The following is a 21057-nucleotide window of genomic DNA, read 5'->3' as shown; positions in this document are numbered from 1 at the left end:
GCAGGCGCAACGTGGACACAATGCGGACACGGCGCAGAGGTAGCCCGGACGCGGCGAGGCCGGTGCGACGAGGGGAGTGGGGCGAGTGCAGGACAACGCGACAGAGGTGACCGCCGCCGGAATCGCCCGGCTCGCCGGCGTCGGCCGTGCCGCCGTCAGCAACTGGCGTCGGCGTCACGCGGACTTCCCCAAGCCGGTCGGCGGTACCGAGACCAGCCCCGCCTTCGCCCTCGCCGAGATCGAGTCCTGGCTGCGCAAGCAGGGGAAACTCGCCGAAGTCCCGTTGCGTGAACGGGTCTGGCAGCAACTCGTCGGTCACCCCGAGGGTCCGGTCACCGCCCTGGTGTACGCCGGTTGCGCCCTGCTGCTCATCCACGAACGCCCCACCGTCTGGCTGGACGTGAGCGCCGGTTCGGACGAGCGGATGGCCGCGATGTTGCCCGGCGCGCTGGAGCAGGTGATCGTGCCGCGCTTCGGCGCGGTGCGCGGCCGCGGAGTTCACAGGGGGCGAGAGGGGAGCGCCGCGGCGGCTGTGAACACGCCGAACACCCATGCCGCCCGAAACACCCCGAACACCCAGAACGCTGTGAACATCCAGAACGCTGTGAACACCCCGGCCGACCCGACAACGCCCCCGGCCCCCGTGAACACCGCACACCCTGTGAACACGGCCCCGGCCGCGAACACCACTCCCGCCGTTCACACACCGCCCGCCGCGAACCTCGCCCCCACCCCGAGCCCCACCACACCCCCCACCCCCGCAGTCCAGACCCCCACCGGCCCCCAACTCCTCCCCTCCGCCCCCCTCCTCCGAGGCACCGCGGAACTCGCGGCGGAGCTGGGCGCACGCCAGGCGTTCGAGTTCCTGCTAGGGCGGCATCTCGACGCCAACCCGCGCCAGTACACGCTCACCCCGACCGAACTCGCCCGCCTGATGGCCGAGTTGGCCGAGGTGGGGGGCCCGGCCGGTATCGCGCTCGACCCGGCCTGCGGCACCGGCGCCCTGTTGCGTGCCGTCACCCCCCGCCCCGGCCAGGAGCTGTACGCCCAGGACGACGCCCCCGACCTCGCCGCGCTCACCGCGCTCCGGCTCGCCCTGCACGCGCAGGTCACCGTGCGCGGCACGGCCGGCGACACGCTGCGCGCCGACGCGTACCCGGCGCTGCGGGCCGACGTGGTCCTGTGTCATCCGCCGTTCAACGAGCGCAACTGGGGCCACGACGAACTCGCCTACGACCCCCGCTGGGAGTACGGCTTCCCGGCGCGCAACGAGTCCGAGCTGGCCTGGGTGCAGCACGCGCTGGCCCGGCTCAAGGACGGCGGCACGGCCGTACTGCTGATGCCGCCGGCCGCCGCCTCCCGGCGTTCGGGGCGCCGGATCCGCGCCGACCTGTTGCGGCGCGGGGCGCTGAAGGCGGTCGTAGCGCTGCCGATCGGGGCGGCGCCGCCGTACAACATCCCGTTGCACCTGTGGGTGCTGCGGCGGCCGGAGCGGGCGGCGGCGCAGCCGGAGGTGCTGCTGGTGGACACCGGGCGGTTCGCCACCGAGGGGCGGGGCGGGCCGGACTGGCAGGCCGTGCGGGGTGCGGTGCTCGACGCCTGGAAGGCGTTCGACCGCGCGGGGCGGCTGGACGACGAGCCGGGGCTGGCGCGTTCCGTGCCGGTCATCGAACTCCTCGACGACGACGTGGACTTCGCCCCCGCCCGGCACCTCCCGCCAGCGACCGCGGCCGACGGCGCCGACGAGCTCACGGCCGTGCGCGAACGGCTCGGCGAGACGCTCCGGCTGACCGCCGACCTCACCCCGCCACCCGTCGACCACTCCACCGACCCCGACCGCCCCACGCGCTGGCCGCTCACCACGATCGGTGAACTCGCGCGCGGGGGCGCCCTGGTGATGCGTACCGGCGGAAACGGCGGCCACGCGCGTGTGCCCGTTCTCACCGACCACGACGTCCTCGCCGGAACGGCCCCTTCCGGCATCCTCCCCGAGAGTGACGAGGAGGCCGTCCTCACGGAGCCCGGCGATGTCGTCGTCCCGGTGCTGGGCGGCGGTTCGATGGCCCGCGTGATCGACGGCACGACCGCGGGCGCCGCCCTGGGGCGCAGCCTCGTACTCCTGCGGCCCGATCCCGACGCCCTGGACCCGTGGTTCCTCGCCGGCTTCCTGCGCGGCACCGCCAACAACCGCCAGGCCAGCAGCTACGCGTCCACGGCGACCCGACTCGACGTCCGCAGGCTCCAGTTGCCGCGCCTCCCCCTGGACGAACAGCGGCGCTACGGAGCCCGGTTCCGCGCCCTGGAGGACTTCGAGCGGGCGCTGCGGCAGGCGGGCCGGCTCGGCGAGCAGCTCGTGCGCGGCATGTACGACGGCCTGACGGACGGCACGGTCACGCCCGACTGAGGCGAGCCATCCGGCCGCCCCCTCGATCCGCCCCGTTGCCCGCCTCGTCCCGGAAGGCCCCGCTCCGCGCGTACCCGACCGCACCTGCGACGTCGTACGAAGTGATCAGCACGACAACGGTTCGGTACAACCCGGGACCGGTTGTCGGTGTCGGCCTATACGCTCGAAGCGACAATCGCACGACCGCTGTTGTCCGCGCGCCGAACACGCGCCGGACCGACGGCGGTCGCGGCACCGTACGTCCTCCGAAGGCACCAGGAGCAGCCATGCAAGGCCACGGCTACCCGCAGCCGGCGAAGCCACCGCCGCCCACCGGGGCGCTGGTCCTCGTGCGCGTGCTGTTCGTGGGGATCTCGGTGTTCTGCATCGGGTTCCTGGCCTGGACGATGCTGCTGCGGCTGGCCATCGTGACCCGCAAGTCCCTGGACTGGGGCCTGTTCGTGGCCGCGCTGGCGGCGGACGTCCTCAGCATCGTGCTGCTCGGCTCCGAGCCCGGCGAGGACGTCCACACCGCCGGCGGCTATGTGGGCATCACCCTGCTGCTGGGCACCCTGGTGGCGTCGATCGCGTACTACCTGGCGGCGGACATACGCCACTTCCAGCAACTCCGTTACGGCGGCGGCTACGGCGGGCAGCAGCCCCCGGCCCCGGCGTACGGCTATCCGCAGTCCTCGCAGCCGACGCCGACCCCGTCGCCGTACACCGCGACGACCGCGCCGCGGCACACCCCGCCGCCGATGCCCCACACGCCCGTGCCGCAGCAGCACACCCCGCCGCCCGTGCCGCAGCCGCCGATGAACACCCCGCCGCCGCAGCGCCCCGCGCCCGCCCGCATCGACCAAGTGCGGGCCGAGCTGGACGAGTTGAGTGACTATCTGCGCAAGCACGACGAGGGCGGAAGGTGACCGTGGCGGCAGGACGGGTCGTCGCGGACCGCTATGAACTGTCCACGCTGATCGGGCAGGGCGGCATGGGCCAGGTCTGGACGGCGTACGACCGGCGGCTTGACCGGCGCGTGGCGGTGAAGCTGCTGCGCCCCGACAAGGTGGCGGGCCAGGAGGCCGACGAACTGCGCCGCCGCTTCGTGCGCGAGTGCCGGGTGACGGCGCAGGTCGACCACCCGGGCCTGGTCACGGTGCACGACGCGGGCAGCGAGGGCGAGGAGCTGTTCCTCGTCATGCAGTACATCGACGGCGCCGACCTCTCCGACCACCTCGCCGAGCAGGACCCGTACCCGTGGCAGTGGGCGGTCGCCGTCGCGGCCCAACTGTGCGCCGTCCTGAGCGCCGTGCACGCCGTGCCGATCGTCCACCGCGACCTGAAGCCGCGCAACGTGATGGTGAAGCAGGACGGCACGGTCACCGTCCTCGACCTGGGCGTCGCCTCCGTCATGGACGCCGACACCACCCGCCTCACGCACACCGGCACCCCCATCGGCTCGCCCGCCTACATGGCCCCCGAGCAGGCGATGGGCGGCGCGGTCGGCCCGTACACCGACCTGTACGCGCTCGGTGTGGTCCTGCACGAACTCCTCAGCGGGGACGTGCCGTTCGCGGGCTCCACGGCCCTCGGTGTCCTGCACCGGCACCTGTACGAGCCTCCGGTGCCCGTCCGCCGTATCCGCCCCGAGGTCCCCGAGTCGCTCGAAGCGCTCGTCCTGCACCTCCTCGCCAAGGACCCGCAGCACCGCCCCGGCTCCGCGCAGGAGGTCTACGAACGTCTCGCGCTGCTGCTGCCCGCGCGCGGGATGCCCACCGGGGCGCCGCTCGACCCCACCCGCCCGTTCCTGCGCCCGCACGCCCCCTGGCCGGACCGCGCCCGCACGCCCGCGTCGCAGCCCGCCCCGCTCGCGCCGCCCGCCGCCGAGAAACGCGATGTCGCCGCCGCCGTCGACGAGGTCAAGCGGCTGCTCGGCGAGGGCCGGATCACGCAGGCCGTCGACATCCTCGGCGCGATCCTGCCCACCGCCGCCGAGCAGCACGGCGTGCACTCCCCGGTCGTCCGCACCCTGCGCAAGCAGTACGCGGCCACGCTCATGGACGACGGCCAGTACCGGCGCGCGCTGCCCGAACTGCGCCGCCTCGCCGACGAACGCGCCGCCGAGGCCGGCCCGTCCGACCCGCAGTCCCTGCGCTACCGCTACGAGGCCGCCCAGTGCCTGGAGTCGCTCGGCGACCCGGCGGCGGCCCTCACGGAGTACCGCGCGCTGCTGCCGTACTACGAGAACCAGTACATGGCCGGCGACCCCGAACTCGCCCACGAGGTCCGCCGCCGCATGGGCCACCTGCTGCTCGCCCTCGGCGACCGGGGCGCGGCCCACGAGACCCTCGCCCGCCTCCTGGTCGACGTCGAACGCCGGCACGGCCCCGGCCACCCGCTCGCGGCGGACATCCGGCGGACGCTGCAATGGCTGGGGCAGGTGCGGGGCTAGCGCGACCGGCGGCTAGATTTTGCCCAGCACGCGCGCGTAGCGCGACATCAAGCACACGTACACCAGGGGTGGGGTCTTTTCATGTCCGAGCACCGGCAGTCGAAGAAGCGCAGATACATAGCCTGGGGCGTCGCCGGTGCCGCCGTCGTCGCCGGCGGCGGTATCGCCGCGACGGAATCGATGGCCGCCACCGCCTGGCCCGCCCAGAAGACCTACACCGGCCACGCCTTCGACACCTGCGCGGCCCCCTCCCTCGCCGCGATGAAGGCCTGGCACACCGACGGCGCCTACGGTGCCGCGGCCGTCTACATCGGCGGCAAGAACCGCGGCTGCAGCCAGCCCAACCTCACCGCGTCCTGGGTCAAGTCCCTCAGCACGGTCGGCTGGAAGTTCATCCCGCTCTACGTAGGCTCGCAGCCGTCCTGCGGCTCCGGCGGCTCGGTGAAGATCAGCGCCTCCACGGCCGCGTCCGTCGGCAAGTCCGAGGCGGACGACGCGGTGACCAAGGCGAAGGCGCTCGGCTTCAAGGCCGGCAGCCCGGTCTACCTGGACATGGAGTCGTACGACATCACGAACACGGCCTGCAACAACGCCGTACTGACGTACGTCCGCGCCTTCGACAAGGAACTGCACGCCAAGATCTACCGCACCGGCTACTACGGCTTCAGCAGCTCCAGCGCCAAGGCGATCGCGACGGCGACCAACAAGACGGACCTGCCGGGCAACCTCTGGTACGCGCTGTGGGACAAGACGTACACCACGACCTCGGACTGGCCCTGGGGCTCCACCCAGTTCACCAACCACAGCCGCGCCCACCAGTACCTGGTCAACAGCAAGGAGACCCGCGGCGGTTACACGATCACCGTGGACCGCGACGCGTGGGACGCGCCGGTCGCCATCACCGGCTGAGCGCGAGCCCCTTCAAGGGCGGGCGTGACGGAGCTTGCGGAGCCCACGCGTGCGTGCCGGTGCCCGAAGTCCTGGTGAATCGTTGGTCGAATGGGTTGGCCCCGGGCGACCCACTGCCTAACATCGATCACCGCAAGACTTTGTGCACCGTCGCACAATCTCCAACGGGAGGCTCACTTGCACCGCCGCCGTCGCACCGCGCTCGTCCTCACCGCCGTGATCGCCGCCGCGGCCCCCGCCCTGACCGCCTGCGGAAACGAGGCGCATCCGGGCGCCGCGGCCGTCGTGGGCGGCCAGCGCATCACCGTCGCGCAGCTGCAGAGCCGGGTCAACGAGGTGCGCACGGCCCAGCGGTCGGCCGTACAGAACGAGGCACAGTACGAGCGCGCCATCGCCACCACCGGCGGCCTCACCCGCGAGACGCTCTACGGCATGGTCTTCGACCAGGTAGTCCACCGCGCCGCCCAGGACGCCGGGGTCACCGTCACCCGCAAGGACATCCAGGACATGCGGACCGCCCTGGCCCAGCAGGCGGGCGGCGCCAAGGCCCTGGAGGCGACCTGGCTCGCCCAGTACGGCGTCCCCCCGCAGCGCCTCGACGAGAACCTCCGCCTCCAGGTGGAGGGACGCAAACTCGCCGCGAAACTCGGCACCGACACCACCCAGCCCGCCTTCTGGAAGGCCCTCTCCACCGCCTCCAAGGAACTCCACGTCGACCTCAACCCGCGCTACGGCACGTGGGACGTGGCCAAGAGCAGCCGGGTGGACGCGAAGACGCCGTGGGTGCGGGAAGTCACCGCGACGCAGACGCAGCAGTCGGCGTAACGGTACGGCGGCGGCTTGACTGGTCGGCAGGCGGGCAGGCGGGCAGGCAGGCAGGCAGGTCAGGTCGGGAGGCTGGCGGGTCGGAGGCCGGCCTGTGGACAACAGCGGAGCCCGGCGCCCGGTGCCCGTCGGCCTGTGGATAACTCCGGGGCTGTCGGCGGCGTGGGTTACGTTCGGTGGGTGAACGCAACCAGCCCCAGTTCCGACGCGACCGGCCCCACCCCCGAGGGCGCCCACCCCGGCCGCATCGTCCTGCTCACCACCAGCCACCGCGTCGCCCCCGGCCTGCTGTCCTGGCCCGCCTGGCAGGCGCTGCGCGACGCCGACCGGGTGCTGTGCGCGGACGGCGCGCATCCGCAGCTGCCGTATCTGAGCGAGGCGGGCATAACCGTCGTCGAGGCGTCCCCGGCCGCCGAGGAACTGGTCGCCGCCTGCGCGGACGGCTCCACGGTGGTGGTCGTGGCCACGGGCGAGGGCGAACCCGCCCTGACCGACGGCCTGGCCCGCCTGGCAGGCTCGGGCCGCGTCCAGATGCCGGACCTGGAACTGCTCCCCGCCTCCTACGACCTGCCCGGCGCCCGCTTCCTCGACCTCGTCCAGGTCATGGACCGCATCCGCGCCGAGTGCCCGTGGTCCTCCCAGCAGACCCACAAGGGCCTGGCGAAGTACGGCATCGAGGAGGCGTACGAACTCGTCGAGGCGATCGAGGAGGGCGACCGCGACGAACTCCGCGAGGAACTCGGAGACGTCCTCCTCCAGGTCGTCTTCCACGCCCGCATCGCCGAGGAGGACCCCGACACCCCCTTCTCCATCGACGACGTCGCCGCGGGCATCATCACCAAGCTGATCCACCGTCACCCCCATGTCTTCGGCGACGAGACGGCGTCAACTCCCGAGGAGGTGAAGGCGCATTGGCTGCGGACCAAGGCGGAGGAGAAGCAGCGCACATCCATCACCGAGGGCATCCCCATGGGCCAGCCCGGCCTCGCCCTCGCGTCGAAGCTGGCATCACGCGTGCGGACGGCGGGACTTGAGGTGCCGCTGCCTACGGGGGATGCCGGCATCGGGTACGAGCTGCTGGCGCTGGCTGTGCGGGCGGAGGCGGCCGGGGTGGATCCGGAGGCGGCGTTGCGGGCGGCGGGGCGGGCTTATCGGGATGCGATCAGGGAGGCGGAAGGCGTAGTCGCTGCCGAAGACTGACTCAACGGGCTTGTGAATCAGTACCTTTGACGGCGAGCGACGGGGGATCGCGCGGGGGATGGGGCGAGCGTGACAGAGGAACAGGAGCGGCTGGCGATTGCGGGCGCCCACGTGGTCATCGTGGGGGCGGCGTCAACCGACTTGTGGGCGCCGATCCGCGACAGCTTCGCGGCGTGGTTACGGCGCCATGCGTCGACCGAGACGGACCGTCACCTCGGCCGGCTCGAAAGTCTCGACCGACGACTACGGGGACCGAACCCTCCGACCTTCGTCGAGCTCAGGCGGCACTGGCGCCTCTTCCTGCTCGACGTGCTCATGAACGCGGCCACCCCAGCGGCGGCGGCCACCGAACTCACCTCACTCATCAACGAGTTCGATCCCACCCTGGCCGCACACCCGCCCGAACAACCATCCCCCTCCCGAGACCACCTCGACTTCCGAGGCAGCACCTTCAAAGGCACGGTCGCCGCAGTCCAGCACAACCACTACGGCCCTACCTCCACCCCCACCCCCGCCCTGCCCGCCTGGCGCCCCGTCGGTCACGTAGGCCCCGTGGAGTTCGGCGTACGGCCGACGCGGCACGTGCCCGGTCTGCCCGACGTGCCGCCGTACGTGCGGCGGGACTGCGACGACGACCTCCGTACCCGTCTCGCGCACAACGGCCTGGTGCTGATCCTCGGAGAGCCGTACGCGGGCAAGTCGTACATGGCGTGGCAAGGAGTGCGGTCGCTGGAGGGGCACACCCTCTGCGCCCCGGACCCGGGAGACGACCTGCGTGCCGTGCTGAGCGCGTTGGACGGAAAGCCCGGTGACTACGTCATCTGGCTGGACGAGGTGACCGACCACCTGGGAAGCGGCGGTCTCGACCTGAGGCTCCTGGGACGATTCACCTCCCTCGGAGCGGTCATGGTCGGCACGATCAGCCCCGAGGAGTACTACCGGCGCCGCTCCGGGACGGCCCCGGGCGAGCGGGTCATCGCCGCGGCCCGCACGGTGGAGCTGGCTCGCGAGTGGAGCGACGCCGAACTGGAGCGGCTGGCGGGGCTCGACGACCCGCGCGCGTACTCGGCGTACATGTGGAGCGGCCGGGAGGGAGCGGCCTCGTACTTCGCGATCGGGCATCTGCTGTTCGACGAGTGGCGGCGCGTGGGGACCCAAGTGCAGCACCCACGTGGTCAGTTGCTGGTCCGTGCCGCAGTGGACGTCGCCCGGTGCGGGGTCAGGGGAGCGGTGCCGTTTGAATTGCTGAGAACGCTCCAGGATCAGTACGGGACGGAGAAACGCGAGTCGTTCGAGGACGCTTTCGCTTGGGCGACGACACCCCTTTTCGGTGTGTCGGGGCTCCTGGTGCAAGGGGACGAGGCGGGGACCTGGCGGGCGTACGGGGCTCTCGTCGCGGAAGCCCTGAGATCGGGAAGCGACCTGGAACCGGTACCGGACGGGGTGTGGTGGACGCTGCTGGACCAGTCCGGGCCGGGTCCCTCCGTCGACCGCGATGCCGTGCTCGACGCGGCTCGTACCGCGTTGCACCCTCGGCTCAAGGGGGATGACACGGTCCTGATGATCGCCTTCGCCAGCCGCGTCGGACTCGATGAGCGCCGGGACCTGCTCCGCCGGGCGGCAGAAGTGGACGGCATCCAAGGGGACGAGGAACTGGCCACGTTCTTCCTGACCTTCGGCGGCATCAAGCTGGCCATGCCATATCTGGAGCAGGCAGCCGAGGCCGGCAGCTCCTGGGCTGCGGCCACCCTCGGAGCCGTCCTCCGCGACCAAGCCGAAGCCTGGTTGCGCAAAGCCGCCGCAGCAGGCAACGCCGTAGCCGCCCACGAACTGGGCGACATGCTGGTCGGCACCGGCCGTGAGGACGAGGCGCTGCGCTGGTACCGCAAGGCCGCGGCCGCCGGCCGTCGGGAGGTCGCGGTAAGCCTCGGTGTTCTCCTCAGCAGATGGCGCGACTCAGAGGCGGACGTCTGGCTGCGCCACGCCGCCGCATGGGGCGAGGCGCGTGGCGCAGGCGAGTTGGGCCTCTATCTCTCATGGCAGCCAGAGCCCGACGCGGAAAAGATCATCCTCCTGCTGCAGCAGGCCGCGTGTGCCGGAGACGCGACCGCGGCGCACAACCTGGGCGCATGCATGGTCGAGGAGGACCGGTTCGACGAGGCGATGGAGCTGTATCGCCAGGCCCTCGACGGGGGCGTCACCGACGCGGAGCGGTCCATCGCCGAGTTGCTGGAACTGCAGGGCAAGTCCGCCGAAGCCCAGGACTGGTACCGCAGGGCCGCCACCGCCAACCCCATCGGCCTCCCCGCCGCGCTGCCCCCACCACCCGAGGACGCCCCCACCCCCACCCCGGATACCGTCAAGGAGTGACCAACCAGCCCAGCCACTCCACCCCGCCCAACCCCGCGACCCCCACCCCCGACCTCTTCACGTGGGAATTCGCCACCAACCCCTACCCCACCTACGCCTGGCTCCGCGAGCACGCCCCCGTGCACAAGACGCGGCTCCCCAGCGGGGTGGAGGCCTGGTTGGTCACCCGTTACGTCGATGCCAAGCAGGCCCTCGCCGACCCCCGCCTCTCCAAGAACCCCGCGCATCATGACGAACCGGCGCACGCGAAGGGCAAGACGGGTATCCCGGGTGAGCGCAAGGCCGAGTTGATGACGCATCTGCTGAACATCGACCCGCCGGACCACACCCGCCTCCGACGACTGGTCAGCAAGGCGTTCACACCCCGGCGGGTGGCCGAATTCGCGCCCCGGGTGCAGGAGTTGACGAACGATCTGATCGACCGGTTCGCAGCCGACGGCTCCGCCGACCTCATCCACGACTTCGCCTTCCCGCTCCCCATCTACGCCATCTGCGACCTCCTCGGCGTCCCCCGTGAGGACCAGGACGACTTCCGGGACTGGGCGGGCATGATGATCCGGCACGGCGGCGGGCCGCGCGGCGGAGTCGCGCGGTCCGTCAAGAAGATGCGGAGCTATCTCGCCGACCTCATCCACCGCAAGCGCGAAGCCCTCTCCGACGCCCCCACACCGCACCCCGGCGGGAACCTCTCCGGCACTCCCACTCCCGTCCCCGGCGAAGACCTCCTGTCGGGCCTCATCCGCGCCTCCGACCATGGTGAGCACCTCACCGAGAACGAGGTCGCGGCGATGGCCTTCATCCTGCTCTTCGCCGGCTTCGAGACGACCGTCAACCTCATCGGCAACGGCACGTACGCCCTGCTCACCCACCCTGAGCAGCGTGCCCGCCTGGAGAAGTCCCTGGCCGCGGGGGAGCACGGCCTCCTCGAAACCGGCGTGGAGGAACTCCTGCGCTACGACGGCCCGGTGGAGCTCGCCACCTGGCGCTTCGCCACCCGTCCCCTCACCCTCGGCGGGCAGGACATCGCGGCCGGCGACCCCGTGCTGGTCGTACTGGCCGCCGCGGACCGGGACCCGGAACGGTTCGCCGATCCCGATGTCCTCGATCTCGGGCGCCGTGACAATCAACACCTCGGTTACGGCCACGGCATCCACTACTGCCTCGGCGCCCCGCTCGCCCGCCTGGAGGGTCAGACCGCGCTCGCCACCCTCCTGACCCGCCTCCCCGACCTGCAACTCGCCGGAGATCCGGCCGACTTGCGGTGGCGCGGCGGCCTCATCATGCGCGGACTGCGCACCCTCCCCGTGGAGTTCACCCCGGAACGCCGTTGAACAGGTGGTCCGGGGCACCGCTGAACCGGCAATCCAGCCCCCTAAACCCAAAAGTGACAGTTCTTCAACTCTGTGATCTTCACGTGATCTCCGTGGCATTAACTTGTGACAAGTGATCGACTGTGGGTACGTTCACGTACCAGCGCGGCGCCCCGCATCACCCCTCGCAGTACCCCCGCACCACCCGCCGCGCGGTCCCCCCGCTGTCACGCGAAAGGCCTCCGCATGCTCTCCGGGAACGGTCGTCACCGTCGCCCCCGTCAGGCTCCGGCACTCCTCGTCGCGGCCGGGGTGACCGGCTCCGCCATCGCCATCCCCCTCCTCGCCGCCGCCTCCGCGAACGCCGCCGACGGCACCACCTGGGACAAGGTGGCCAACTGCGAGAGCGGCGGCTCCTGGAGCATGAACGACGGCAACGGCTACTTCGGCGGCCTGCAGATGACCCAGGACGAATGGGAGAAGTACGGCGGCCTCGCCTACGCCCCGAGCGCCGACCTGGCCAGCCGCTCGCAGCAGATAGCCGTCGCCGAGAAGGTCCTCGACGACAAGGGCACCTCCGCGTGGACCACCTGCGCGCTGCTCTCCGGTCTCACCACCACCTCGGGTTCGACGGACGTCGACACCGGCCTCGCGAGTGACTCCCCGTCGGCCACCCCGACCGGCTCCTCCGACTCCGGTTCCGACTCTGGCTCCGACTCCGGTTCGTCTGACTCGTCCGCTTCCTCCGGGTTGTCCGACTCCGGCACCACGGACTCGACTTCGTCCGACGCGTCCGGCGACGACTCGTCGTCCGACAGCCCCTCGCCCACCGCGACGGACAACTCCAGCAAGTCCGACAAGTCCACCACTCCTTCGACCGGAAACGACTCGGTCGCCGCCTCCCCGAAAATCGACGAATCGGACAACCCGGCCCAGGCGGTGGGCAAGTGGAGCCTCGTCGACACCGGCGCGCTCAGCGATTCCGACGACCAGCAGGGCGATCAGCAGAGCACTCAGCAGAGTGCCGGTAAGCATCGCGGCGCCAGTGCCGAGGAGAGCGTGTCGCCGCAGACCTACACCGTCCGCGCCGGCGACTCCCTCGCGTCCATCGCCGACTCCCTTGGCTACGACGGCGGATGGACCGCGCTCTACGCCGAGAACAAAAAGGTGATAGGCGCCGATCCGACCCAGATCGCCGCCGGTCAGACCTTGGACGTCGGTACGGAAGCGGACGAAAAGTAGCAAGAGAACAGCGGGAGTTCACGTCACGCTTCGAGTCGAATGTCCGGTTTGATCAAAGTGTGGGATGAGTCTCAGAAGCCCTGATCGTCTTTGGAATTCCGCCGATTCCGTGTCTACGGTCAAGGCCGCTCGTCACCACGAGCCCCGGTTGCCGCACACGCCGAGTCCTGCCAGCGGCCTCCGGGAACAGTCGTCGCGTCAAGCGCCGTAGGCAGGAGCGGGGGACCCAAGGTAAGCGCCGGGCCCGGGAGTTGAGAGACGACCGGAACCGGCTTGGGGTTAAGTCGTGCCGCGTACGAGACGTACGAGCACGGCCGGGCAACTCACACGGCCCGAACCCGACAGCTCACCTCGTAGGCGTCGGTGAGGGGATTGGGATCTTCCATGCTGTTTTCCAGCAAGGGCAAGCACCGCCGTCCGTCCAAGGCCACCCGCGTCGCCACGCTCGCCGGCGTCACCGGTGTCGCGATCGCCGCGCCGCTGATGGCCACCGGCAGCGCATCCGCCGCCACCGCGTCCGAGTGGGACACGGTCGCCAGCTGCGAGTCCGGCGGCAACTGGTCCATCAACACCGGTAACGGCTACTACGGCGGTCTGCAGTTCTCCGCCTCGACGTGGGCCGCGTACGGCGGCACCGCCTACGCCTCCACCGCGAACCAGGCCTCCAAGTCCCAGCAGATAGCCGTGGCGGAGAAGGTTCTCGCCGCCCAGGGCAAGGGTGCCTGGCCCACCTGCGGCACCGGCCTCTCGGGCGCCTCCTACTCCGGCGGCAGCTCCAGCTCGTCGAGCGGCTCGAACAGCTCCAGCTCCTCCAAGAGCACCACCGAGCGCTCCACGAGCGACACCACCGCCTCCCGCTCCGCCGAGCGCCCGGCCGCCAAGAAGACCGTCTCCACCCCGACCGGCAAGAAGGTCAAGAAGGGTGACGGCGAGTACAAGGTCGTCAAGGGCGACAGCCTCAGCTCCATCGCCGAGAAGCACAAGGTGAAGGGCGGCTGGCAGCAGCTGTTCAAGCTGAACAAGGACATCGTCGACGACGCCGACTTCATCTTCCCGGGCCAGCAGCTCCACCTGAAGTGACAGCCCGAAACGACATATCGGGCTCGTAGCCGAACCACAGCGCCCTCACATCCGTGGTCCCCATCATGGAGACCTCGTGAGGGTCACCCCCGTCCCCCACGGGCTCCCCGCTCCGGTGCGTGTTCCCCCGTACGCACCGGGGCGGGGCTTTTTCGTGTCCCCGGCCTGCCGCCCCCGTCCCCATACCTGCCGCTTGCCGGGACTTTTTGTTCCGTTCGGAAACAATTTACTCTCGGTTCTGTCCATCAGGCGGCCGACCGGATGGCCAATCGCCCCGAGCCGGTTAGGCTCGTCTCGCAGAGCCGCTGCGGTGTTGCCGTAGTCGCGTCAGATCCCAAGAAGGAGATGCTCGTGCCGTCCATCGACGTCGTCGTAGCCCGGGAAATCCTGGACTCCCGAGGCAACCCCACGGTCGAGGTCGAGGTCGGCCTCGACGACGGCAGCACGGGTCGTGCCGCCGTTCCGTCCGGCGCCTCCACGGGTGCCTTCGAGGCCATCGAGCTGCGCGACGGTGACCCCAACCGCTACGGCGGCAAGGGTGTCGAGAAGGCCGTCCTCGCCGTCATCGAGCAGATCGGTCCGGAGCTCGTCGGCTACGACGCCACCGAGCAGCGCCTGATCGACCAGGCGATGTTCGACCTGGACGCCACCGACAACAAGGGCTCGCTCGGCGCCAACGCCATCCTCGGCGTCTCCCTCGCCGTCGCGCACGCCGCGTCCGAGGCCAGCGACCTCCCCCTCTTCCGCTACCTCGGCGGCCCGAACGCGCACCTGCTGCCCGTTCCGATGATGAACATCCTGAACGGCGGCTCGCACGCCGACTCCAACGTGGACATCCAGGAGTTCATGATCGCCCCGATCGGCGCGGAGTCCTTCTCCGAGGCGCTGCGCTGGGGCGCCGAGGTCTACCACACCCTCAAGAAGGTGCTGAAGACCAAGGGCCTGTCCACCGGTCTCGGCGACGAGGGCGGCTTCGCCCCGAACCTGGAGTCCAACCGCGCCGCGCTCGATCTCATCATCGAGGCCATCAAGCAGGCCGGTTACATCCCCGGCGAGCAGATCGGGCTCGCGCTCGACGTCGCCGCGTCCGAGTTCTACAAGGACGGCAAGTACGAGTTCGAGGGCAAGTCCCGCTCGGCCGCCGAGATGACCGAGTACTACGAGGAGCTCGTGGCGGCCTACCCGCTCGTCTCCATCGAGGACCCGCTGTACGAGGACGACTGGGCCGGCTGGAAGGTCATCACCGACCGCATCGGCGACAAGGTCCAGATCGTCGGCGACGACCTCTTCGTCACCAACCCGGAGCGCCTCGCCCGCGGCATCGAGGAGGGCACGGCCAACGCCCTGCTCGTCAAGGTGAACCAGATCGGCTCGCTGACCGAGACCCTGGACGCCGTCGAGATGGCCCAGCGCAACGGCTTCAAGTGCATGATGTCCCACCGCTCCGGCGAGACCGAGGACACCACCATCGCCGACCTCGCCGTCGCGGTGAACTGCGGCCAGATCAAGACCGGCGCCCCGGCCCGCTCGGACCGCGTCGCCAAGTACAACCAGCTGCTCCGCATCGAGGAGATCCTCGACGACGCGGCCGAGTACGCGGGCCGCAGCGCCTTCCCGCGCTTCAAGGGCTGACCCCCGGGGATCCACCGGGTCAATCCTTAGCCAGTCGTACGTACGTCCCCGCACCCGGTCCCGTACCGTGTGCGGGGACGTACGCACGTGTGAAGGGGAGGCGGGACATGGCCGTGAAGGACCGGGACCGGTTCTCCACCGCGACCAGGCTCAAGCTGCTCGGCGAGCAGACGGCGGCCCGTGTCTACCGCTCCCAGACCAAGCGGCAGGCCCGCCGCTCCCGGCTCACCGGCCGGGCGGCGCTCCTCGCCCTGGTGCTGTGCTCGCTGATCGTGGCGCTGGCGTACCCGATAAGGCAGTACGTCTCCCAGCGCGCCGAGATCTCCGACCTGGAGCGGCAGCAGGCGCAGGCGCGGCAGCGCGTCGAGCAGCTCCGCGACCTCAAGGCACGCTGGCAGGACGACTCGTACGCGGAGCAGCAGATCCGGCAGCGGCTGCACTACGTGATGCCCGGGGAGACGGGCTACATCGTGATCGACCCGGACGCGGCCAAGCAGTCGCGCGCGGAACTGGGGGCGGCCGACCGCCCGTGGTACTCGAACGTCTGGGACGGCGTGGACAAGTCCGACGCCTCCGACCAGTGACTGCCCTGACGAGTGACTGCCCCGACCAGTGACTGAACTGCCCAGTCGCTGAACCGAATTGAACTGACAGAGAGACTTTCGTACCGGCATGGAAAAGCCCCCGCCGTCCACTCCGCGCACCGAGCCCACCGACGCGGACGTCGAGGCCTTCAAGCAGCAGCTCGGGCGTCCGCCGCGCGGGCTGCGCGCGATCGCACACCGTTGCCCGTGCGGACAGCCGGACGTGGTGGAGACGGCCCCCCGCCTTCCCGACGGCACCCCCTTCCCGACGACGTACTACCTCACGTGCCCGCGCGCGGCCTCGGCGATCGGCACGCTTGAGGCGAACGGCGTGATGAAGGAGATGACGGCGAGGCTGGAGTCCGATCCCGAACTGGCCGCCGCGTACCGTGCCGCGCACGAGGACTACATCGCGCGCCGCGACGCCATCGAGGTCCTGGAGGGCTTCCCGAGCGCGGGCGGCATGCCGGACCGCGTGAAGTGCCTGCACGTCCTGGTGGGCCACTCCCTGGCCGCGGGCCCGGGCGTCAACCCGCTCGGCGACGAGGCGATCGCGATGCTGCCGGAGTGGTGGGCCAAGGGGCCGTGCGTGACGGTGACGAAGGAGGACGAGAAGTGACCCGTGTCGCCGCCGTCGACTGCGGTACGAACTCGATCCGCCTCCTCGTCGCCGACGTGGACCCCGCGACGGGTCAACTCGTCGACCTGGACCGGCGGATGACGATCGTCCGGCTCGGCCAGGGCGTGGACAAGACCGGCCGCCTGGCCCCCGAGGCACTGGAACGCACCTTCGCGGCCTGCCGCGACTACGCCACGGTCATCAAGGAACTCGGCGCGGAACGCCTCCGCTTCGTGGCCACGTCGGCTTCCCGCGACGCCTCGAACCGCGACGACTTCGTCCGCGGCGTCCTGGACATCCTCGGCGTCGAGCCGGAGGTCATCACCGGCGACGAGGAGGCGGAACTCTCCTTCACCGGCGCGACGAAGGAACTCACCGGCCGCGACGACCTCGCGAAGCCCTACCTCGTAGTGGACATCGGCGGCGGCTCCACGGAGTTCGTGGTCGGCGACGACGCCGTCCGCGCCGCCCGCTCCGTGAACATCGGCTGCGTCCGCATGACCGAGCGCCACCTGGTCCGCGACGGCAAGGTCACCGACCCGCCCACCCCGGACCAGATCACGGCGATGCGCGCGGACATCGAGGCCGCCCTCGACCTCGCCGAACAGACGGTCCCGCTCCGCGAGGCCCGCACCCTGGTCGGCCTGGCCGGCTCGGTCACCACGGTCTCGGCGATCGCCCAGAACCTCCCCGAGTACGACACCGACGCCATCCACCACTCCCGCGTCTCCTACGACCGCGTCCGCGAGATCACGGAGTCCCTCCTCCGCTCCACCCACGCCGAACGCGCCGCCATCCCCTCCATGCACCCGGGCCGCGTCGACGTCATCGGCGCGGGCGCCCTCGTACTCCTCTCGATCATGGAGCGGGTCGGAGCGACGGAGGTCGTGGTGAGCGAGCACGACATCCTGGACGGGATCGCGTTCCATACGGCACTCACCTCGTGATGATGCGGTAGGCAGCGATTCTCGGCGGAGTCGGTGGTTCAAGGTGCGCGGGCCCGCGAGGACCCGCGTGCCTCACAGGCTGCGGTAGATGTCCCGCCGGTTGCCCACCTTGACGACGAGGATGACGAGTTCACCGTCGTTCACCTGGTAAGCGACCCGGTAGTTGCCGACCCGGAGCCGGTAGAGCCCCGAGGTGCCAGTGAGTTTCTTGACGTCGGCACCCTCACGGTACGGGTCGTCGCCGAGCGCGGTCAGCGCGGTCAGGATGCGCATGGCGTCGAGCCGAGCGATGTCCCTCAGCCGCCGCTGCGCCGCCGTGGTGAACCGGAACGCGTACTTCACGCGGTGCCTTCACCGTGCTCGCCTTCACCGTGCTCGGTGAAGAGATCTGCCAGCAACTCGGCCATGGTCACGGTGGGGCCGTTCTCGGCCAGGACCGCTTCGGCTTCTCGGGCCAACATGACGTCGGCCGCCTCTTCCAGGGCTTCGAAGTCCGCGATCGGTACCACGGCAGCCACCGGAGTGCCGTTGCGGGTGATGACCGTCGGGGTGCCTTCCTCGGCCAGGTTGATGCGCTCCGCGAGATGCGCGCGGGCTTCCCGTATGGTCACGGTCTCCTCGGTCATGACGCCAGTGTACGCGCATGCGTGTACACGTGGTCGAAGCGGGCAAGCGGGGCGGCTGAGGCAGCACAGGACCAGGGCCATGGCCGGGGTCTCTTCATGCCCGGGGCGACGCTCGATGAGATTCGGCCCTTGCCCGCGTCGCCCGTCGGGCATAGTCGGTGCAGGGAACTCGCGGACCTGTGGTCGGTGAGCGGAACGTGTGCGACGGGGGGTGCGGATGATGGCCGTGTTGCCGTTCGACATCGTGATCGTTGTCCTGATCGGGTTGCTGATCTGGGCATTGGTTCGTTCCAGCAGTCGACGTGCCCAGGCGCGACGTCAGGCCGGGGCTGGACCGACCGTTCTTCCACGCGTCCCACAGACACGCGACCAAGGGGGCCGTGCCCCTTCCGCACCTTCACCGGCCGGTGACGCGGGGCGGCGTCCCATGCTGACGGTGGCTGCCGAGATTGCCGGAATCCTCGGGCTGTTCATCGCCCTGATCGCCCTCGTCTCCACTCGCTAGGCGAGGGCGGACGCGGGCGCACCCCCGGCATCGCGTCCGAGGCCGCCGTGCCGGTGCCGGACGCGCACCACCAGCTTCCCCGTGGCCCGGTCGTGCTCCATGTCCCCGTGGGCCCGCGCCACTTGCTCCAGCCCGTCGTACACCCGGTCGACAGGGAAGGCGAGTTGGCCGGTGGCGACCGCGTCGAGGATCTCCTGGAAGACCGTCGGGGACAGGTCGGACGCGTCGCCGAAGTAGCCCGCGAGGCGAACTCCCCTCGGCAGGTACTCATTTGGAGAGAAGTCCCGCACCGTCCACTGGTTGGAGAGGCTGCCGCCGAAGCAGGCCGTGCCGTGGACGCGTACCGCGCGCAGGGTGTCGGGGAGGGTCGGGGTGCCGACGAGGTCGAGAGCGGTGTCGACGCCGGACGGGTACAACTCCCGCACGGAGGGCGCCACTTCGCCGGTGTCGAGGAGGGGGTGGTCGACACCCCGCTCCTTCAGCAGAGCCAGGCGATCGGGGCGGCGGGTCGTGGACAGCACCGTCGCCCCGCGCCAGGTCGCCAGCGCCGCTGCCGCCAGGCCCACCGAGGACGTGCCGCCCCGGATCAGCACGGTCTGGCCGGGTTGCAGATCCAGGCCGACGGTGAGCGAGCCGTAGGCCGTCTGCACCATCTCCGGCAGCGCGCCCAGGACTTCCCAGGGCAGGTCGGTCTCGACGGGGATCACCTGGGCCAGCGGCACCGACGTGTACTCGGCGTACCCGCCGTCGTAGGTCCGCCCCATGTCGCCCATCATCGCGACGACCTTCTGCCCCCGGACCAGCCCACTCCCCGCCGGCGCCGTGTCGACCGTGCCGGTGGCCTCGATGCCCGGCACCCGGGGGAAGCTGACGCCCTCACTCACCCCCAACCGCAGCTTCAACTCCGACCGGTTGAGCCCGAACGCCTCGACCCGGATACGCACCCACCCGTCCCGCTCGGGCGGCAGCGGGAGCGTGGTCAGCCGCAGGTTCTCCACGGGGCCGGGGCCGGAGAGCTGGACGGCGCGCATGGTGCTCGGCGAGGACGTCATGGGGCTGCCAACGTGCGACCGCCGCGGCTTCATTCCCGACTCGCCCCGGATCCACGGCCGTTGGCGCACATGTAGGTCAGTTGATGTACGCACGGGTCAGAGGTCCGCGACCAGGAGCCGGTAGCCGACGTCCACCGTGTCGCGGGTGAGCAGGTCGGTGTACCGGGCGTGCCAGCGGCCTGTCGTGAGGTCGTCGGCGAGGGCCGCCAGGCCGGGGGTGAGGGGGCGTTGTCGCCGGTCTGGGCGAGCGTGGAGATGGCGGCGGGTACCTCGGGGTCAGAGGCCCGCGACCAGGAGCCGGTAGCCGACGTCCACCGTGTCGCGGGTGAGCAGGTCGGTGTACCGGGCGTGCCAGCGGCCTGTCGTGAGGTCGTCGGCGAGGGCCGCCAGGCCGGGGGTGAGGGGGGCGTTGTCGCCGGTCTGGGCGAGCGTGGAGATGGCGGCGGGCACCCGGGGTCAGAGGTCCGTGACCAGGAGCCGGTAGCCGATGTCGGCGGTGTCGCGGGTGAGCAGGTCGGCGTACCTGGCGTGCCAGCGGCCCGTCGCGAGGTCGTCGGTGAGCGCTGCCAGGCCGGGGGCGAGGGCGTCGTCTCCGGTCTGGGCGAGCATGGAGATGCCGGCGCGTACCTCGGGGTCGAGGTAGGCGTGCGGGCGGCGCCAGTACGCCGCGCCGAAACCGTCCGTGCAGTCGTGCGGGACCGGGACGGTCTCCAGCCGGGCCCCGCCGAGCAGTGCGGCCAGGCGTTCGGTGGGGACGGCGCGGGTGTCGTCGTAGGCGGCGGCCTGGGGGAGGTAGTCGCGGACGAGCCAGAAGTGCTCGCGGAAGACCTGCTGGTCCCAGGTCAGGACGACGACGCGGCGGCGGGCGACCCGGCGGAGTTCCGCGAGGCCCGCTGCGAGGTCGGTCCAGTGGTGGACGGTCAGCAGTGCCATGACGGCGTCGGCCGCGTTGTCGCGGAGGGGAAGGCGTTCGGCCACCGCGCACACCGCGGGTGCGGAACCTGGCGGGCGCTGGGCGAGCATGGTCCGGCTGGGTTCCACGGCGAGAAGCGTGCGCGGTGATGCGGGTTCGTAGGAGCCGGGGCCCGCGCCCACGTTGATCACGTCCTCGGCGTCCCCGAGGGCCGCGTGGATCCGTGCGGCGATGCGGGTGTCCGGGCGCCGGGTTCTGGCATACGTCGTGCCGAGCGTGTCGTAGACGGCCATGCTTCCGAGTATGGGGAGAGGGCGCTCTGCCTGACCCTCGCGACCCCGAATTATTACTCGCCGGTATTAAACTCCTGAGCAGCCCATATAACGTATGAGCGGTTGCAGGGGCGCT

19 protein-coding genes and 1 riboswitch are annotated in these 21057 nt (G+C 70.8%); of the genes, 14 read left to right on the top strand and 5 right to left on the bottom strand.

Annotated features, from left to right (window positions below; translation table 11 throughout):
- Positions 1–85: 85 nt before the first annotated feature.
- The 14 genes from OG407_RS22050 to OG407_RS21985 all read left to right on the top strand — a co-directional run bounded on the left by OG407_RS22050 (position 86) and on the right by OG407_RS21985 (position 17553).
- On the top strand, positions 86–2404 hold the full coding sequence (locus OG407_RS22050) for an N-6 DNA methylase (protein ID WP_405860467.1): 2319 nt from the start codon (positions 86–88) through the stop codon (positions 2402–2404).
- Between the two features lie 266 nt (positions 2405–2670).
- Complete coding sequence (locus tag OG407_RS22045; RefSeq protein WP_405860466.1) at positions 2671–3309, top strand: hypothetical protein; 639 nt, start codon at positions 2671–2673, stop codon at positions 3307–3309.
- 38 nt (positions 3310–3347) lie between these two features.
- The gene (locus tag OG407_RS22040; RefSeq protein ID WP_405868535.1) at positions 3348–4835 is read left to right on the top strand and encodes a protein kinase domain-containing protein; all 1488 of its coding nucleotides are present in this window, start codon (positions 3348–3350) and stop codon (positions 4833–4835) included.
- An 81-nt stretch (positions 4836–4916) separates the two neighbouring features.
- Positions 4917–5744, top strand: coding sequence for a glycoside hydrolase domain-containing protein (locus OG407_RS22035; RefSeq protein ID WP_405860464.1), 828 nt, complete (start codon positions 4917–4919; stop codon positions 5742–5744).
- Positions 5745–5921: 177 nt separating this feature from the next.
- Positions 5922–6569 (top strand): SurA N-terminal domain-containing protein, encoded by a 648-nt coding sequence (locus OG407_RS22030; RefSeq protein WP_403588994.1) that lies wholly within the window; start codon positions 5922–5924, stop codon positions 6567–6569.
- Positions 6570–6749: 180 nt separating this feature from the next.
- On the top strand, positions 6750–7769 hold the full coding sequence (locus tag OG407_RS22025; protein WP_405860461.1) for a nucleoside triphosphate pyrophosphohydrolase: 1020 nt from the start codon (positions 6750–6752) through the stop codon (positions 7767–7769).
- Positions 7770–7838: 69 nt separating this feature from the next.
- A complete protein-coding gene (locus tag OG407_RS22020) occupies positions 7839–10139 on the top strand; it encodes a tetratricopeptide repeat protein (RefSeq protein WP_405860459.1) in 2301 nt (766 codons plus the stop codon).
- Positions 10136–11470: a cytochrome P450 gene (locus tag OG407_RS22015; RefSeq protein WP_405860458.1), complete on the top strand. Its 1335-nt coding sequence runs from the start codon at positions 10136–10138 to the stop codon at positions 11468–11470. Before OG407_RS22020 ends, OG407_RS22015 begins: the two co-directional genes overlap by 4 nt.
- Positions 11471–11695: 225 nt before the next feature.
- Complete coding sequence (locus tag OG407_RS22010; RefSeq protein WP_405860456.1) at positions 11696–12691, top strand: transglycosylase family protein; 996 nt, start codon at positions 11696–11698, stop codon at positions 12689–12691.
- A gap of 193 nt (positions 12692–12884) precedes the next feature.
- Positions 12885–13066: riboswitch (cyclic di-AMP (ydaO/yuaA leader) on the top strand.
- 9 nt (positions 13067–13075) lie between these two features.
- Positions 13076–13771, top strand: coding sequence for a transglycosylase family protein (locus OG407_RS22005; RefSeq protein WP_405860454.1), 696 nt, complete (start codon positions 13076–13078; stop codon positions 13769–13771).
- 345 nt (positions 13772–14116) lie between these two features.
- Positions 14117–15403, top strand: a complete 1287-nt coding sequence (gene eno / locus OG407_RS22000; RefSeq protein WP_317881007.1) for a phosphopyruvate hydratase — start codon at positions 14117–14119, stop codon at positions 15401–15403.
- A gap of 107 nt (positions 15404–15510) precedes the next feature.
- Positions 15511–15987: a septum formation initiator family protein gene (locus OG407_RS21995; protein ID WP_318016771.1), complete on the top strand. Its 477-nt coding sequence runs from the start codon at positions 15511–15513 to the stop codon at positions 15985–15987.
- 88 nt (positions 15988–16075) lie between these two features.
- Complete coding sequence (locus tag OG407_RS21990; RefSeq protein WP_405860451.1) at positions 16076–16606, top strand: DUF501 domain-containing protein; 531 nt, start codon at positions 16076–16078, stop codon at positions 16604–16606.
- Positions 16603–17553 (top strand): exopolyphosphatase, encoded by a 951-nt coding sequence (locus OG407_RS21985; RefSeq protein WP_405860449.1) that lies wholly within the window; start codon positions 16603–16605, stop codon positions 17551–17553. The genes OG407_RS21990 and OG407_RS21985 overlap by 4 nt, the downstream gene beginning before the upstream one ends.
- 72 nt (positions 17554–17625) lie before the next feature.
- On the opposite strand, the gene OG407_RS21980 is transcribed toward OG407_RS21985, so the two are convergent.
- The 5 genes from OG407_RS21980 to OG407_RS21960 all read right to left on the bottom strand — a co-directional run bounded on the left by OG407_RS21980 (position 17626) and on the right by OG407_RS21960 (position 20942).
- Positions 17626–17895 carry a type II toxin-antitoxin system RelE/ParE family toxin gene (locus OG407_RS21980; protein ID WP_405860447.1) on the bottom strand — a complete coding sequence of 90 codons (270 nt, stop codon included), beginning with the start codon at positions 17893–17895 and terminating at the stop codon, positions 17626–17628.
- On the bottom strand, positions 17892–18179 hold the full coding sequence (locus OG407_RS21975) for a type II toxin-antitoxin system Phd/YefM family antitoxin (protein WP_405860445.1): 288 nt from the start codon (positions 18177–18179) through the stop codon (positions 17892–17894). Before OG407_RS21975 ends, OG407_RS21980 begins: the two co-directional genes overlap by 4 nt.
- Before the next feature lie 501 nt (positions 18180–18680).
- Positions 18681–19736, bottom strand: a complete 1056-nt coding sequence (locus OG407_RS21970) for a zinc-binding dehydrogenase (RefSeq protein ID WP_405860443.1) — start codon at positions 19734–19736, stop codon at positions 18681–18683.
- 276 nt (positions 19737–20012) lie between these two features.
- The gene (locus OG407_RS21965) at positions 20013–20186 is read right to left on the bottom strand and encodes a hypothetical protein (protein WP_405860441.1); all 174 of its coding nucleotides are present in this window, start codon (positions 20184–20186) and stop codon (positions 20013–20015) included.
- A 6-nt stretch (positions 20187–20192) separates the two neighbouring features.
- Positions 20193–20942 carry a methyltransferase domain-containing protein gene (locus OG407_RS21960; RefSeq protein ID WP_405860440.1) on the bottom strand — a complete coding sequence of 250 codons (750 nt, stop codon included), beginning with the start codon at positions 20940–20942 and terminating at the stop codon, positions 20193–20195.
- Between the last annotated feature and the right edge of the window lie 115 nt (positions 20943–21057).

The sequence above is a fragment of the Streptomyces sp. NBC_01515 genome, from assembly GCF_045040345.1.
In the GTDB taxonomy this organism is placed as follows: domain Bacteria; phylum Actinomycetota; class Actinomycetes; order Streptomycetales; family Streptomycetaceae; genus Streptomyces.
The sequence above is the reverse complement of the archived record's forward strand: the minus strand, read 5'-3'. Positions and strand labels throughout refer to the sequence as shown.